Here is a 15,262-nt window from a genome sequence, read left to right on the forward strand (position 1 = left end):
TTCCCCGAATGGAGGGGGGAGGCGTGGGCCTAGCCTGATCCAAAGACTAGCCACCGCCGTGAGTCGCGGCAAGCGCAAATGCGGCTGATCTCAGGCTCGGCCAACTCAGCCCGCCCATGGCTCGAACGGGTCGGGAAGATCGCGCCAGCTTTCGGGCGTGAAGGCATCGGCTTGTATCAGGCAGGCATCGAGCTGCTGCCTGATCCAGACTTCGTCCATCGGATCGGCGCCGATGAAGACGATTTCCTGCCGGCGATCGCCCCAGACCGGGTCTATATAGGTTTCCATCAGCCGCACGGTTTCCGCATCCTGCGGCCAGCGCTCGCGTGGCAGCGATGCCCACCAGAGACCCATGTTCGCGGTTCGAACCATGGCACCCGCCTGGCTGAGTTCGCCCACATGGTTCGTACGCGTCGCCAGCCAGAAGAATCCTTTCGAGCGCACGACGCCCGGCCATGGGCGATCCAGAAATGCGCGCAGTCTTGCGGGGTCGAAGGGGCGCTTTTCGCGATAGACGAAGGAGCGGATGCCATATTCCGCAGTTTCCGGAATATGGTCTTTGAAGCCATGAAGCTCCTTGAACCAGAGCGGGTTCGTCTCGGCTTTTTCGATGTTGAACAGGCCGGTTCCAAGAACGTCGCCGGGAGCAACCGCACCGAAATCCGCCTCGATCAGGCGTGCATCCGGATTGAGCCCGACGATGATCTTCCTCGCAGCATCGCGCTGCGCCTCCGTTGCGCTGCCGACCTTGTTGAGGACGACCACGTCGGCAAATTCGATCTGCTCGACCAGCAGGTCGACAATCGTCCGATTATCTTCCTCGCCCGCCGTTTCGCCCCTATCGGCGAGGAAATCGGAAGATCCATAATCCTTGAGCAGGTTGGCAGCGTCGACGACGGTCACCATCGTGTCGAGCCTGGCGATATCGGAGAGGCTTTCGCCGGCTTCGTCGCGGAATTCAAAAGTCGTGGCAACCGGCAGCGGCTCGGCAATGCCGGTGGATTCGATAAGCAGATAGTCAAAGCGACCTTGCTCGGCGAGCTGGCGAACCTCTTTCAGCAGGTCGTCGCGTAGTGTGCAGCAGATGCAGCCGTTGGTCATCTCAACCAGTTGCTCATCGGTACGCGAAAGATTGGCACCTCCATCCCGCACCAGCGCCGCATCGATGTTGACCTCGCTCATGTCGTTGACGATCACCGCAACCCGCATTCCCTCACGGTTTCCGAGGATATGATTGAGCAAAGTGGTCTTGCCGGCACCAAGGAAGCCGGACAGGACGGTAACAGGAAGTCTCGAATTCATTGCTAACCCCAATACACGTTATAACATTACAATAATTTTGCCTGGAATTTTGTCAAGCACGTTCCGGTGGGAGGAGGGGTCGTCTCGCGGTTTGGCGCCAATGACTGTCCGGCGGTAGAGCAATTCGAAGCCCACGACCCGTAGGTCTTTCAGCCCTCGCAGAGATCGACCGTACGATATCATAACAATCGGAAGTGGTATTCAACATGCTGGACTAGGTCACAGACAGTATAACCACGGCTATTCGCTCGTTCGGTCAAATGCCTGCGGGTTTGACTGGCCGCGCGGGTTGATGTGCTGATCTACATGGGCTGACGTTGATACTGCGGAATGCGCGTTGAACTCTGTACTCGTCTCAGGCATCGGGTTGAGGGGCCGCTTTGGCTCGTATTGGAATTCAGGCGCTAATGTGTTTACTCGAGGGTCAAAGAAGCTCTTGTCTGACGCGGACATTCGGCTTCTCTTCAAGCGTGACGTTGATAACGTTGCGCAAAAATTGTAAAGCTTGAGTACCAATAACTGGCGGCGGGAGTATGGATGCGGTTTAATTTCATTGCTGCAGTCATAGTTTGTGCAGTGGCATTGCTCATAGCTTTGGACAGGCGCTGGACTTTGAGAAAGACGCGTCATTGGCGTCCGACGATGGCTACGGTTACCGCGTCTCGCACCCGGCTCATTGGTGACTCAAGCGATGTTTTTGTCGATGTTGCATTTCTTTTCAACGGGTCGAACGCCTACGCCCGGAACCTGGCGACGAAAGGAAACAGCTTGGCAGATTATCCTTGCGGACACCAAATTCGGCTCTTGGTAGACCCGAATAATTCTTCCAAATGTACATTGGAAGAGCTTGTTCAAGCGCCGTAGCCGACTCTCCTTTGCCTCCCCCAAAACCACCCGCACACCTCGCAAGACCTATCGCACCCGCTTACCCCTCCCATCAAAATTCCGTCGCTTGACCCATCGCCATCGGGATGATCTGCCATAGATGGGGAGTTAGCGACTAGGAGCGAAAGGACGGAAAAATGAGTGCTTATGTGGTTTTCGTGCGCGACCGGATTACCGATCCGGAAGAATTCGCGACTTATGGCAAGATGGCGCCGCGGGCGGCTGAGGGGCGTGAGATGAAGCCGCTGGCCTTCTACGGGGCGGTGAAGACGCTGGAGGGCGATGCAGTCGACGGGTCCGTCATCCTCGAGTTTCCGACCATGGAGGCGGCGCAGGACTGGTACGACAGCCCGCTCTACCAGGAAGCCGTCCAGCACCGCTTCAAGGGTGCCGATTATCGCGTCTTCGTCGTCGAAGGCGTCGCCGGTTGATCGGTGACGACGGGCGGGTGTCCCTGATGTTCGCCTTTTGGCAACCGTTGAAATTTGCGTAGCGGGGCGGGTGCTTGGGAAAACTACGTCCACCCGTGCGCCACCTGCGCCAGACCCGCGCCATATTCCCTCGTTAGGTGGGGGAATACGAACCTTTCGGAGTAAAGCATGCCTGCATCCATCACCCGTCGCCTGCTTCTGGGCTCGGCTATTCTCGGCCCCATGGCGGCCCTGCTGCCGCAGCAATTGATGGCGCAAACAACCCCGCCGCCCGTCGTGCCGCAAGACCCGACGCCCCCCGTGCCGGAACAGCCGGCGCCGCCCTCCGACAAGACCGAGGAGGATGCCGGCGCCCAGCTTGCAGCGCTCGAAAAGCGCACCGGCGGCCGGCTTGGCGTCGCCGTTCTCGACACCGAAACCAATATCTCGCTCGGCAACCGCGAGACGGAACGCTTTCCGATGTTCAGCACCTGGAAGGCGCTTGCGGCAGGCTTCGTGCTTGCCCGTGTCGACCAGGGCAAGGAAAAGCTCGATCGCCGCGTCAGCTTCGGCAAGGAGGCGCTCGTTGCCTATTCGCCGGTCGCTGAAAAGCACGCGGGCACCGATGGCATGACCATTGCGGAATTGTGCGAGGCGGCAATCACCGTCAGCGACAACACTGCCGCCAATCTTCTCCTCGACAGCTTCGGCGGCCCGGCGGCGCTCACCGACTGGCTGCGCACGACCGGCGATACCGAAACCCGCCTGGACCGCCGCGAGCCGGAATTGAACGAGGCGAAGAAGGACGATCCGCGCGACACCACGACACCGGATGCGATGCTCGACACGCTCGGCCTCTTGACCCTCGGCAACACGCTGTCGGATGCCTCGAGTACGATGCTGACGGGCTGGCTGGTCGCTGCCACCACGGGCAAGGATCGCCTGCGCGCCGGCCTGCCGGCGGAATGGAAGGTAGGCGACAAGACCGGCACCGGGGCTCAAGGCATGGCCGCAGACATCGCCATCGTCTGGCCGCCCGAGCGCGGCCCCATCCTGGTGGCCGCCTACATCGCTGATGCAACGGCACCGACGGCCGAGATCAACGCCGTGTTTGCGGAGATCGGAAAAATGGTCGCCGGCATGGTCGGCAGTTCGGCCGAAGAGCAGTAAGTACTGTAAATTCAAAGCGCTACGGGAGAGATGCGAATCTCTCCCGTAGCGACTTCACCTGATGAATGCGGCAATCAGCCGAGTGAAACCGCAGCGCTTCCGCCGTCGCTTTCGTCCTCGCCTGCAGCGGACGTGCTGGCGCCTGCCTGCTGCTTTATCTGGCTGGCGATCTGGTCGTTGATGGCCTTCTGCTGGTCGGCCGGCAGTTGCGAGAACTGCTCTTCCGTCATGTTCTGCTGTTCCAGATATTGCGAGCGGATCTTGTCCGCCGGCGTCATGTCCGCCCATCTGGAGAACTGCGACAGGATATCGTCGTCATCGTCAGAACCGGCAGCGCTGCCGCTGTCCGTCGCATCCGTGCCGTCGGCGGTTGCCGCAGTGGTCGCATCGGTGGTCGATCCGCCCGACTGGCTCTGCCAGAAGAAGGATGAAATCGAGTTGGCAACGCCGGCGCTGCTGATTGACGGTGCGGTCTTCTTCTCGCTGCTGTCTTCGTCGTCGGGCAACACGAAGGGCGTGTCGTCGTCGGAGTCCGTATAGGACTGGCTGAGGAGCGGCGCACTGTAACTGCTTTGGCTGCTGTGTACCTTCATGATCGTATCTCCTGAAATCTGATGTCCACCCTGCCACGGCAAACCTGTCCGGGCCTTGTGGCTCAGGGCGTCCCGCCACAAAAAACTCCCCGTCGTTGCCAACGAGGAGTCGATGATTTCTGGCGATAGCGACGCCTGCGTTATGGCAGCGTATAGGCCATGACGTAGTCGCCGGGCTTGGTGCCGATGGATCCATGGCCCCCGGCGACGATCAGCACATACTGCTTGTTGTCGCCTGCCGTGTAGGTCATCGGCGTCGACTGGCCGCCGGCGGGAAGGCGGCCCTTCCAGAGCACCTTGCCGGTGGTCAGGTCGTAGCCGCGGATATAGTTGTCAACCGCTGCTCCCATGAACACGACGCCACCCTTGGTAATCATCGGGCCGCCGATGCCGGGAACGCCGACATTGAAGGCCAGCGGCAGTGGCGTCATGTCGCGCGTCGTGCCGTTCTTGTGCTTGTAGACGGTCTTGCCGGTCTTCAGGTCGACGCCGGCGACATAGCCCCATGGCGGAGCCTGGCAGGGGATCTTCAGCGGGCCGAGGAACGGACCCATGAAGACGCCGTAAGGCGCGCCGTCGTTGCGGTTGAGACCCTGTTCGCTGCCTTTCTGGTCCTGACCCTTCGGCGGGATCTGGCTGGCCGGAACGAGCTGCGAGGTGAAGGCGAGGTAGGTCGGCATGCCGAACATCACCTGGCGTTCCGGATCGACGGCAACGCTGCCCCAGTTAAAGGTACCGAAGTTGCCGGGATAGATCAGCGATCCCTGCAGCGATGGCGGCGTATAGCGGCCTTCATAGCGCAGTTCGTGGAACTTGATGCGGCAGGCGAGCTGGTCGAACAGCGAGACCCCCCACATGTCCTTCTCCTGCAGTGGCGGCGGGCTGAACGTCAGGTCGGAAATCGGCTGCGTCGGCGATGCATGATCCTCGGGGATCGTGCCGCCCGGAGCAGGGATCTCCTTGAACGGGATGACGGGCGCGCCGGTGCGCCGGTCGAGCACGTAGATATCGCCCTGCTTGGTCGCGCCGACGAGCGCCGGAACGGTGGTGCCATCCTTCTGGGTGATATCGATCAGCGACGGTTGAGCCGGCACGTCCATGTCCCAGAGGTCGTGGTGGACGAACTGCTGGACCCATTTGACCTGGCCGGTGGCAAGATCGAGGGCTGCGATCGACGACGAGAACTTCTCGACGCTCGGGCTGCGGCCCATGCCGAGCTGGTCCGGCACCTTGTTGCCGAGCGGCACGTAGATGAGGCCGAGGGCTTCGTCGGCGCTGGAGACCGACCAGCTGTTCGGAGAGTTCGTGGTGTAGGTCTGGCCGGCAGGCAGGGGCGTCGTCACGTCAGGATTGCCGCTGTCGAAATTCCACACCAGGGCGCCGGTGTTGATGTCGAACGCGCGGATGACGCCGGATGGCTCCTGCGTCGAGTAGTTGTCGTTGACGGCACCACCGACGATGATCATGCCCTTGGCGACGACAGGCGGCGAAGTCGAGTAGTAGTAGCCGGCCGGATTGTACTTCATGCCCTGGCCGAGATCGAGCGTACCCTTGTTGGCGAACGTCTCGCAGACCTTGCCGTTGGCGGCATCCAGCGCGATCAGGCGGGCATCCGAGGTCGGCAGGTAGACGCGCTCGGCGCAGGCCGAGCCGGGCTGGGCGGCCACGTCGTGATAATAGCTGACGCCGCGGCAGGTCTGGTGCTGGCGGTTCGGGTTCATGCCGGAATTGGGGTCGTAGCGCCATTTCTCCTTGCCCGAGGCGGCATCCAGCGCGATGGCCAGATTGTGCGGCGTGCAGAGATAGAGGCTGTCGCCGACTTTCAGTGGCGTCACCTGATAGGTGGTTTCGCCGACGTCGTCCGGGCGCTTCACATCGCCGGTCTGGTACTGCCAGGCGAGCTTCAGGTCGGCGACATTGGCCGGCGTGATCTGGGCAAGCGGAGAGTAGCGCTGGCCGTATGGCGTGCGGCCGTACTGGTGCCATTCGCCATCGGGCATGTCGCCACCCGTCGGAGCCGTGGCGGCAACTTCTGTCGGCAGGCTGCCTGCCAGATCATGCGGATCTGTGGTCATCGAATAGCCGGCGACGAGCACGGCGATAATGACCGGAATGGCAAGAGGCCAGGGGTTGGCGCCATAGGTATGGCCGGTTGGGCTGCGGAAGCCAAGCGGCTTCCGGATCCAGGGTGTCAGCAGCCAGAGGCCAAGCACGATGATCAGTCCGCCGCGCGGCCCGAGTTGCCACCAGTCGAAGCCGACTTCCCAGACCGCCCAGCCAAGTGCTGCCAGAACGAGGACGGCATAGACCCAGAGAGCGGACGAACGGCGCATCCACAGCAGGACGCCGGTGACGATGAACATCACACCGGCAAACAGGTAGAAGGGACTGCCGCCAAGGGCAACCAGCCAGCCTCCGCCGCCACCGAGCGCAAGCCCGATCAAAATGAAAAGAAGGGAGGTAATCGTGACCGCCATCGAGCAATCTCCGCTGAGAGGGAGCCGCGCCGCCGGAGAGCGCGCACGGCATGTGGGGCCGAAAGCCGGCCCTGTCAGCGACGCAGATAGCGTGTCATCCGTGCCTTTCAATAGCCACAATCAAAATAAGGTAGCCTGGCTATGTATTTTGCTGTCCACCTGTTTGAAATCGGCACGTCATGTGCCAGAGGTCTTTATGCGAAAACGTGTCGGAAATTGGCGCTTAGTGCGGCTGCAAAGCCGATGAAAGATAGTTGATGAAAGTTCAACACGGAGAAGAAGTGGCGAATCACTCTGACCCCGAGTCATGCGGGGCACATCGCGAGGTGTGCGTCGAAGCGTTGACAGGGGAAACCGGCAGGCCGGCCATTGAGCCGCGAAATGATCAATTCGGGATGCCGACGCTGTTAAGCGAAGCGGAAGGCAACACGGTGCATGGCGTCAATCGCAAGCCATGTCCCGATCCCGCGCGGTCGGAGACCCTGTGCATGCCGGGAAGTCTTTCATACGGAAGCAGCGAGATCTCATCAGTGTCCAGTGCGAATGGACTGGACGGGACTGGGAAGGTCGTTGACCACAAGCCAGTCATCGACGCTGATGAGAAGTCGGATACGCCCATAGTACTGCAGAAGTTGCCGAACAAAGGAGATGATCTCGCGGAGGCAATGGAGGGAAGGGGTGTAATCGGAGGGAACGCCGTCGAGACTCCAGCGTGCCGGACGCAGAGCCGGATAAAACACGCTTCGATGGGGATCGAAGGTGTACGGGAAGCCGCCAAACGGAACCCGAAGATGCGTTTCACGGCGCTGATGCACCACATCACTCCGACGCTATTGGTGAAGAGCTTTCATGCGCTTCGCAAGCAGGCGGCGAGTGGAGTGGACGGCGTGACGTGGTACGACTATGAGAAGACACTCGAAGGGCGCGTGCACGAACTACATCGGGAGATTCAGTCCGGTGCGTATCGTGCACAACCGTCCCGACGGGTCTACATTCCGAAGAATGACGGAAGACTCCGTCCACTCGGTATTGCAGCGTTGGAAGAAAAAGTCGTGCAGATGGCCGTGTCCACGGTTCTGAACGCGATCTATGAGCAAGACTTCCTCGGCTTCTCATACGGGTTCCGACAAGGAAGGGGACAGCATGACGCGCTGGACGCCTTGTGGGTTGGGATCGACAAGCGGAAGATCAACTGGATATTGGACGCGGATATTCGCTCGTTTTACGATGAAATCGATCACGAGTGGATGCTCCGTTTCCTGTCGCATCGAGTTGGTGACCGCCGGCTGATACGTCTGATCTACAAATGGTTGAAAGCGGGCACGATTGAGGATGGCCGCCGCGTGGCATCGACGCGAGGAACTCCCCAAGGATCTGTAATTAGCCCCGTGCTATCGAATATCTATCTGCATTACGCATTGGATTTATGGGTCCAGCAGTGGCGTACTCGATACGCTAAAGGCGACGTGATCATTGTACGTTATGCCGACGACAGCGTGATTGGGTTCCAGTACGAAGGAGAGGCGCAGCGCTTTCTGCAAGCATTGCGGGAGCGTCTCGCTCAGTTCGGCTTGCAACTACACCCGGGAAAGACGCGGCTGATACGCTTTGGGCGGTATGCTGCGCGACAATGCCGGGAACGTGGTATCCGCAAGCCAGAGACTTTCGACTTTCTGGGATTCACGCACTGCTGCGGCAGGCGGCGCAATGATGGAGGCTTCAAGATTGTCCGTCTGACAATTAAGAAGCGAATGCGCACGACGCTGGCGGCCATTCGGGAAACGCTAATGCGACGGCGCCATGAACCCGTGGCTGTAGTAGGTCGGTGGCTAAGGCAAATGTTACAGGGGTATTTGAACTACCATGCGGTGCCCGACAATCTGAGAAGATTGGGAGGGTTCCGCTGGGAAGTTGGTCGCGCCTGGCGACACGCTTTGATGCGTCGAAGCCAGCGACACCGGCTGTCTTGGGATCGTTTCCAAAGGCTGCTTCGCAAGTACCTGCCGCCATGTCGTCTGCTGCACCCGCATCCAGATGCTCGGTTCACCGTCACAACATCCGATAGGAGCCGTATGCGGTAGTGCCGCACGTACGGATCTGGCCGGGGGGCGATGGGCAACCATCGTCCCTACCGGGACCAGAGAAAGAGAACCCGGAGATGCGATTAAGAACTGTTGGCCTATGGGTGGGTCTCGGGTTTTTGGCCGGTTGCGCTGGGACTCCCGACCCAGCCAAGGTTGCCGCCCAGCAACAGCAAGGATCGGCCCAGATTCTCGCAAAAAAGAAACAAAAGGGCTCTCTCCTTCTCGTCCGATTGATCGATTCCCCGTTGTTGGGCGATGTGAATTGTGGCGGTTACATCACTCTACGGAAGATCAAGGCGGGTAAGCCGGACGAAACGGAGCCGCCTGTGTCCGTCAGTTCTGCGGCCGCGTATCGGTTGCCAAATCCAAACAAACTGTCTCTCGGTCAGTTGTTCGCCGCGACCGCACAAAGATATGAGAGATGGTTCGTGCCCGTGGAGCCTGGTCGCTACGCCATTACGTACGCAAATTGCAGCTATGGAGACATGACCATCGAAGCGGGAGGTGACACCGATGGCGTCTTCGGTCGAGCATTGAGCTATGTCGCTCCTTTTGGAGGTGAGAGCGCAATCACGATTGGCCAGGGTCAGATTGTTGACGCGGGGTATGTTCGGCTGACAGGAACGCGCAGCGATCCCCGTGTGGTGGGAATGGAAGCCACATCCGCCGAGCGCGACCTTATGAGAAGCGCCATGCCGGACGTCTATCCCGCAATTACTTTCACAAAATTCGGTATGTAGGCGCTCAAGCAAGCAGGGGGCCAGTGCGTTTGACGGTCCTCTGCCCCTACCTCAGGTCCCACAGAACGTCTGCATAACCCGCTCTGCCGGCTTCGGTGGCTCGGCGTAGGCTGCGAAGTCAGGCTGGTCCTCGTAGGGCTTCGCGAGCACATCCAGCAGCGCATGAAACAAGGAGAGGTCGCCTTCCTCTACGGCAGCGACGATTGCCTGCTCTATTCGGTGGTTGCGCGGGATGAAGGCGGGATTGACCGAGCGCATGGCCTTGGCACGCTGTGCAGCCGTCTGCGGATCGCGTGAGAGGCGCTCCCGCCAGCGGTGGAGCCAGGGCAGGGCAGCATCCGGGTTCTCGAATGTTGCCGCAAACGCCGCGGTGGCGGCGTCGTCCTCGGCGACAGCAGCAAGCCGGCGAAAGGTGAGCGTGAAGTCGGCTTTCTCCGCCTGCATCAGGGCCAGCAACGCCTGAATGAGATCCAGATCGCCATCTTCCTCGGCGGAGAGGCCGATCTTGCGGCCCATGCCGTCAAGCCAATGGGCCTGGAAACGAGGGCCGAATCCCTTGATGACGTCGTTGGCAAGTTCCACCGCCGTATCCGGGTCGTCATCGAACAGGGGCAGCATCGTCTCGCCGAGCCGCGCCAGGTTCCATTGGCCGATGGCCGACTGGTTGGCATAGGCATACCGGCCATTGCTATCGATCGACGAGAAGACCGTGGCCGGATCGTAGGTATCCATGAAGGCGCAGGGGCCGAAATCGATGGTCTCGCCAGAGATCGTCATGTTGTCGGTATTCATCACCCCATGGATGAACCCAACCCTCAGCCAGCCGGCAATCAGCGCCGCCTGCCGCTCGATGATCGCCTCGAACAGCGCCAGATAGGGCCGTATGCTGTCACGCACAAGGGGATAATGCCGCTCGATGACGTAATCCGCCAGCGCCCGCGTGCCGTCTACATCGCCGCGCGCGGCAAAGAACTGGAACGTGCCGACGCGGACATGACTTCCGGCCACCCGGGTGAAAACAGCGCCTGGCAATGCCGTCTCGCGGTAGACCGGCTGGCCGGTGGATACCAGTGCCAAGGCCCTCGTGGTCGGCAGGCCGAGCGCATGCATGGCCTCGCTGACCACATATTCGCGCAGGGCCGGTCCGAGTGCAGCACGTCCATCGCCACGCCGCGAAAAAGGCGTCTGGCCGGCACCCTTCAACTGTATGTCGCGGCGTCTGCCATTGATGTCGATGACCTCGCCGAGCAGGATCGCCCGCCCGTCGCCGAGCTGCGGCACGAAGCCGCCGAACTGGTGCGCCGCATAGGCCATAGCCAGCGGATCGGCGCCATCAGGCACGATGTTGCCGGAAAAGATCTCGGCACCGTCCCGCTGCAACGCCGCCACATCGAGCCCGAGCTCGATAGCCAGCGGCTCGTTCAGCATCAGCAACAAAGGCGCCGCCGCCGCTGACGGCAGCTGCCGCGCAAAAAAGTGCTCCGGCAGCCTTGCGTAGCTGTTGTCGAACGGAAATGTTGCAGCAGGCGCCGCGCTGTCTTGAATGGATGAGCTCATGAGGGAAAGGTAGGGCGCCGCCCAGGCGGCTGCAAGGCGCTTGTTCGGCCCGCTGTTTGGTCTTACGTTAACGTCTCAATCGGAAGGCGCTCCAGCCATGAACCAGAAACTCAGCATCACGCTTCCCGCCGAGATGGTCGAGGCCATCAATGCGCGGGTCGAGGCCGGGACCTATGGTTCGGCCAGCGACTTGGTCCAAGCGGCGATAAAGGCGCTTGTCGAGCAGGACGAAGATTACGCCGCGCGCATCGCTTCCCTCCGCGCCCGGGTCCAGGCTTCGATCGACGATCCACGACCCGATTTGACGGGGGAGGAAGTCAAGGCGCACATCGAGGCGTTCTTCGAAAGTCCGGTGATTTATGGATCGCCTGATTGTCAGATACCGCCCTCAGGCCGATGAGGATTTGCTCGACATTGCCGCTTACATTCTCGATCGAAGCCAGAATATCGAGACGGCACGCGCATATATCGACCGTCTCTATGCCCGATGCGAACGGATAGGACACGCCCCGAACGCGGGAGTACTGCGCGAAGACCTCGGTGCCGGTATCCGGATGGCAGTCTTCGAACGGCGCGTCGTCATCCTCTACCGCGTCGAGGCAGATATCGTCTGGATCACCAACATCGTCTCCGGGGGGCGCGACTACGAGACCTTGTTCACGGACCGCCGCCCGGACCCCGAGGGTCCCGCCTAATCGTTCACCAGCGCCAGGATCAGCTGCTGCATCTTGCCGCCCTGGCCCATTTCCATCTTGTCGAAATCGCGGTTGCGCTGGCGTTCGCGGGCGGAGATCTCTCCCAGGCGCTTCGTAAGCTCGACGCGGATCTTGCGGCAGTCGGGATCGTTGGCGACGGTAAAGCCGATGCTGGTCGTCTCGATCTCGTGCACCATGTCGCGAATGAAGCCGCCATGCACCTTTTCGTGCGCGGCGACGCCGGCAATGAAGGTCTGCCATTTGGCATTGACGTCGGACGGCAGAGGCGAAGACGGTTTTGGCAACGTGTAGATGATCGTCAGCTTCGGTACGGCCGAGACCAGCACGCAGGACGACGCCTGTGGCTGGTAGTTGCGTGTCCAGGTCAGCTTGAACGTCGTATGCGCGATCACGCGGCTGCCGCCCAACTCCGGGCCTCGAGCGCCGATCGAGGCGTAAAGCTCGGGCGTCGTCTTGCCGGAGATCGCATAGGGCCTTGTCGTCTCGACGGCCTGCCAGTCCGCCATCGCGGCGATGGGTACCAGCGTCAGGGCCAGGGCCCAGATGCCCGTCAGAATGCCTGCTCTCACCAAACTTGCTCCGTCGCATTTCGAGGTCGGTGCCTACAGGCCGCAAATCCCGGCTTCGATCAAGCGGAATCGTGGATCGGGTCAGCCAGCTGATGCCATCCGCTAGTTTGTCGCCACGACGGTCGGCTGCTCTACCGAGAATATCGGTTTCTGCTTCCACAGTTCGCCGGCGAGCATCTCGGAAGAGCCGAGTTTGAAGATCGACCGCATGTAGGTCGCGTTGAGCGGGTCCGACATGCTATAGGCATATTGCCTGTCGATCGAGGCCAGGTGAAAATTGATACCCGTCCGCATGGCGTATTCATAAAAAGCCATCACCGAGGCCCGCGTCTGCGATTTTATCAGCATCGCATAGGCGCGCGCCATGATCGGCAACGTGCTGTCGGCCGTATTTGAAAATTCCGGCATCAGCGTATTGTTGATCAGCACATAGACGTTGAAATCGCGGGGCTTTTTGGGCGGATGGCCGTCGGCTTCGGCAAGCACGGCATCGGGGATCGTCAGCACCTGCGATGCCGAGCCGCCATCCGAGTGCATTTCCTGAAAAGAGCGGTTGCCGACATGGGTCTTGATCATCACGGCGGGATAGACACCCGGCACGCTGGCCGAGGCGATCAGCACATCCTGGAACAGCTTCAGGGCATCCGGCTGGCCACTGGCCGCAATCGCCCCCATGTTCCAGACCACCGGACGCTGCGAATCGAGGTTCGACGTCAGCACCAGCAGTCGCCGGCCGGCCTTATGCTCCGTGGCTACGGCCCGCATGACATCCGCCGTGATGTATTCCTCGACCATGCGTCGCAGCGGCTCCTGCTTCAGCAGGCTTTTGCCGAGTATGGCGTTGGGCAGCCAGCGCCGGTCCACCAGGTCGCTGGCGACACCGCTGGTATAGAGTTTGACCAGCGGCGGGTCGTAGGACGATCCGAGGAAGGCGAAAGGCGCGATCAGGGCGCCGGTGCTGACGCCGCTGACGATGTCGAATTTCGGCCGTGTCCCAAGCTTCGTCCAGGCATCGAGCACGCCGACGCTGAAGGCGCCGCCCGATCCGCCGCCTGAAATAACAAGGTAATTCAGCTTCTTTGCCGTCGCCGGCGGCTCCCAGCCTTTCACGCCGGCAAGCTCGGTCGGACTGGCATCGAGATAGGTGCGGATATTGTTGAACCCCGCCACCTGCGCCTGCACCGCGTCTTGCCTGACATAGGTGACGCGCGCGTTGCCGACGCAGCCGGTGAGCATCGCCAGGCAGGCGAGTGCAAGAATGCACGCCTGTCCGAACCTTATCCGGCGCTGTGCCGATTGCGATGCCAATCCCTGCAATCCCCTGCCTCCGCCGCAATCGACGTCAAGCTTGATGACTAGCGCGGCGAAGCGGCCCCGTTATGTTGGCGCGGTATCTCAACATTTCCGTAATAAACCGGGGATTTCCATAAACCGCCTTGGGAGAGGCGAAAAACGCATTCACCGCGCCGACGACGCAGGTTATGTTCCAGCCCGAAAACATTCACTGGACTGGATCCCATGACCGATACCGTCACCGACCGCTTCCTCCGATACGTCGTCATCGACACCCAGTCGGACGCAAGTTCCTCGACCCAGCCGACCACCGAAAAGCAGAAGACGCTCGGTCGACTGCTGGTGACGGAACTGCTGGCCATGGGCATTGAGGATGCCCATCTCGACGAGCACGGCTATGTCTACGCGACGGTGCCTGCCAACACCGACAAGGATGTGCCGGTCATCTGCTTCTGCTCGCACATGGATACCGCACCGGATTTTACAGGCACCGACGTCAAGCCGCAGCTGATCGAGAACTACCAGGGCGGCGATATCACGCTCGTCGGCGATCCCGCGCGCGTTATCCGCGTCAGCGAGCACAAGGCGCTGGCCGACCAGATCGGCAACGACATCATCACGACAGACGGTACAACGCTGCTCGGCGCCGACGACAAGGCGGGGCTAGCTGAAATCATGACGGCGGCGCAGACGCTGATCGACAACCCCGACATCCGCCACGGCACGATCAAGCTGCTGTTCACGCCCGACGAGGAAGTCGGCCGGGGCGCCGACAAGGTCGATCTCGAAAAGCTCGGAGCCGCCTTCGCCTACACGGTGGATGGCGAGACCGCCGGCCATATCGAGGACGAGACCTTCTCCGCCGATGGCGTCGAGATCACCATTGCCGGCGTTGCCATCCATCCGGGTTTTGCCAAGGGGCGCATGGAAAACGCCATCAAGATCGCCAGCGCCATCGTGGCCGGCCTGCCGAAGGACCAGGCACCGGAGACAACATCGGGCAGGAATGGCTTCGTCCACCCCGTTGCCGTCACCGGTTCGATGGAAAAAGCGACCATCAGCCTGATCGTCCGCGATTTCGACGATGCCGGCCTTGCTGCCAAGGAAGAGATGCTGAAAACCCGGGTTGAAAACGTCATGAGAGACTATCCGGGCTCGACCCACACGTTCACGGTCAAGCAGCAATACCGCAACATGAAGCAGGTGCTCGATCGCCACCCCGAGATCATGGAAAACGCCGTCGAAGCGATCCGCCGGGCCGGCATGGAGCCGGTACGCGGCAGCATCCGCGGCGGCACCGACGGCTCCCGCCTGTCCTTCATGGGCCTCCCATGCCCCAACATCTTCGCCGGCGGCCACGCCTTCCACTCACCCTTGGAATGGGTGAGCCGGCAGGACATGGAAAAAGCGGTGAAGACGTTGGTGGAACTGGCCCGGGTCTGGGAGGAGCGGGCGTAGGGCAATAC

The 15,262-nt window shown here is 61.0% G+C and carries 13 protein-coding genes; 7 read left to right on the plus strand and 6 right to left on the minus strand.

Features of this window, described 5'->3' with window-relative positions:
* Positions 1 to 105 precede the first annotated feature (105 nt).
* Complete coding sequence (locus PR018_RS03080) at positions 106 to 1,302, minus strand: GTP-binding protein (protein ID WP_142824338.1); 1,197 nt, start codon at positions 1,300 to 1,302, stop codon at positions 106 to 108.
* Positions 1,303 to 2,324: 1,022 nt separating this feature from the next.
* Here PR018_RS03080 and PR018_RS03085 point away from each other — a divergent pair.
* On the plus strand, positions 2,325 to 2,618 hold the full coding sequence (locus tag PR018_RS03085) for a DUF1330 domain-containing protein (protein WP_142824339.1): 294 nt from the start codon (positions 2,325 to 2,327) through the stop codon (positions 2,616 to 2,618).
* A 168-nt stretch (positions 2,619 to 2,786) separates the two neighbouring features.
* Entirely contained in the window at positions 2,787 to 3,767 is a 981-nt protein-coding gene (bla, locus tag PR018_RS03090) for a class A beta-lactamase (protein ID WP_142824340.1), read from the plus strand.
* A gap of 74 nt (positions 3,768 to 3,841) precedes the next feature.
* Here the strand turns inward: bla and PR018_RS03095 are convergent, their stop codons facing one another.
* Positions 3,842 to 4,360: a hypothetical protein gene (locus tag PR018_RS03095; protein WP_142824341.1), complete on the minus strand. Its 519-nt coding sequence runs from the start codon at positions 4,358 to 4,360 to the stop codon at positions 3,842 to 3,844.
* Positions 4,361 to 4,500: 140 nt separating this feature from the next.
* Positions 4,501 to 6,837 (minus strand): glucose/quinate/shikimate family membrane-bound PQQ-dependent dehydrogenase, encoded by a 2,337-nt coding sequence (locus PR018_RS03100; RefSeq protein WP_142824342.1) that lies wholly within the window; start codon positions 6,835 to 6,837, stop codon positions 4,501 to 4,503.
* 257 nt (positions 6,838 to 7,094) lie between these two features.
* On the opposite strand from PR018_RS03100, the gene ltrA reads away from it, so the two are divergent.
* Positions 7,095 to 8,918, plus strand: a complete 1,824-nt coding sequence (gene ltrA, locus PR018_RS03105) for a group II intron reverse transcriptase/maturase (protein ID WP_279621403.1) — start codon at positions 7,095 to 7,097, stop codon at positions 8,916 to 8,918.
* A 77-nt stretch (positions 8,919 to 8,995) separates the two neighbouring features.
* Complete coding sequence (locus PR018_RS03110; RefSeq protein WP_142829899.1) at positions 8,996 to 9,661, plus strand: hypothetical protein; 666 nt, start codon at positions 8,996 to 8,998, stop codon at positions 9,659 to 9,661.
* Between the two features lie 51 nt (positions 9,662 to 9,712).
* Here PR018_RS03110 and PR018_RS03115 read toward each other — a convergent pair whose 3' ends face one another.
* Positions 9,713 to 11,218 (minus strand): protein adenylyltransferase SelO, encoded by a 1,506-nt coding sequence (locus PR018_RS03115; RefSeq protein ID WP_142824343.1) that lies wholly within the window; start codon positions 11,216 to 11,218, stop codon positions 9,713 to 9,715.
* A 97-nt stretch (positions 11,219 to 11,315) separates the two neighbouring features.
* Here PR018_RS03115 and PR018_RS03120 point away from each other — a divergent pair, with 97 nt between their 5' ends.
* On the plus strand, positions 11,316 to 11,618 hold the full coding sequence (locus PR018_RS03120; protein ID WP_142824344.1) for a ribbon-helix-helix domain-containing protein: 303 nt from the start codon (positions 11,316 to 11,318) through the stop codon (positions 11,616 to 11,618).
* Complete coding sequence (locus PR018_RS03125; protein WP_142824345.1) at positions 11,578 to 11,913, plus strand: type II toxin-antitoxin system RelE/ParE family toxin; 336 nt, start codon at positions 11,578 to 11,580, stop codon at positions 11,911 to 11,913. The genes PR018_RS03120 and PR018_RS03125 overlap by 41 nt, the downstream gene beginning before the upstream one ends.
* Here PR018_RS03125 and PR018_RS03130 read toward each other — a convergent pair.
* Both PR018_RS03130 and PR018_RS03135 read right to left on the minus strand, forming a co-directional pair.
* The gene (locus tag PR018_RS03130) at positions 11,910 to 12,440 is read right to left on the minus strand and encodes a DUF922 domain-containing Zn-dependent protease (RefSeq protein WP_142824487.1); all 531 of its coding nucleotides are present in this window, start codon (positions 12,438 to 12,440) and stop codon (positions 11,910 to 11,912) included. The genes PR018_RS03125 and PR018_RS03130 overlap by 4 nt on opposite strands.
* Positions 12,441 to 12,605: 165 nt before the next feature.
* On the minus strand, positions 12,606 to 13,811 hold the full coding sequence (locus tag PR018_RS03135; RefSeq protein ID WP_244615352.1) for a patatin-like phospholipase family protein: 1,206 nt from the start codon (positions 13,809 to 13,811) through the stop codon (positions 12,606 to 12,608).
* Positions 13,812 to 14,021: 210 nt separating this feature from the next.
* Here PR018_RS03135 and pepT point away from each other — a divergent pair, with 210 nt between their 5' ends.
* Positions 14,022 to 15,254: a peptidase T gene (gene pepT / locus PR018_RS03140; protein WP_142824346.1), complete on the plus strand. Its 1,233-nt coding sequence runs from the start codon at positions 14,022 to 14,024 to the stop codon at positions 15,252 to 15,254.
* Positions 15,255 to 15,262 lie beyond the last annotated feature (8 nt).

It is taken from the genome of Rhizobium rhododendri (assembly GCF_007000325.2).
GTDB classification, from domain to species: Bacteria; Pseudomonadota; Alphaproteobacteria; order Rhizobiales; family Rhizobiaceae; genus Rhizobium; species Rhizobium rhododendri.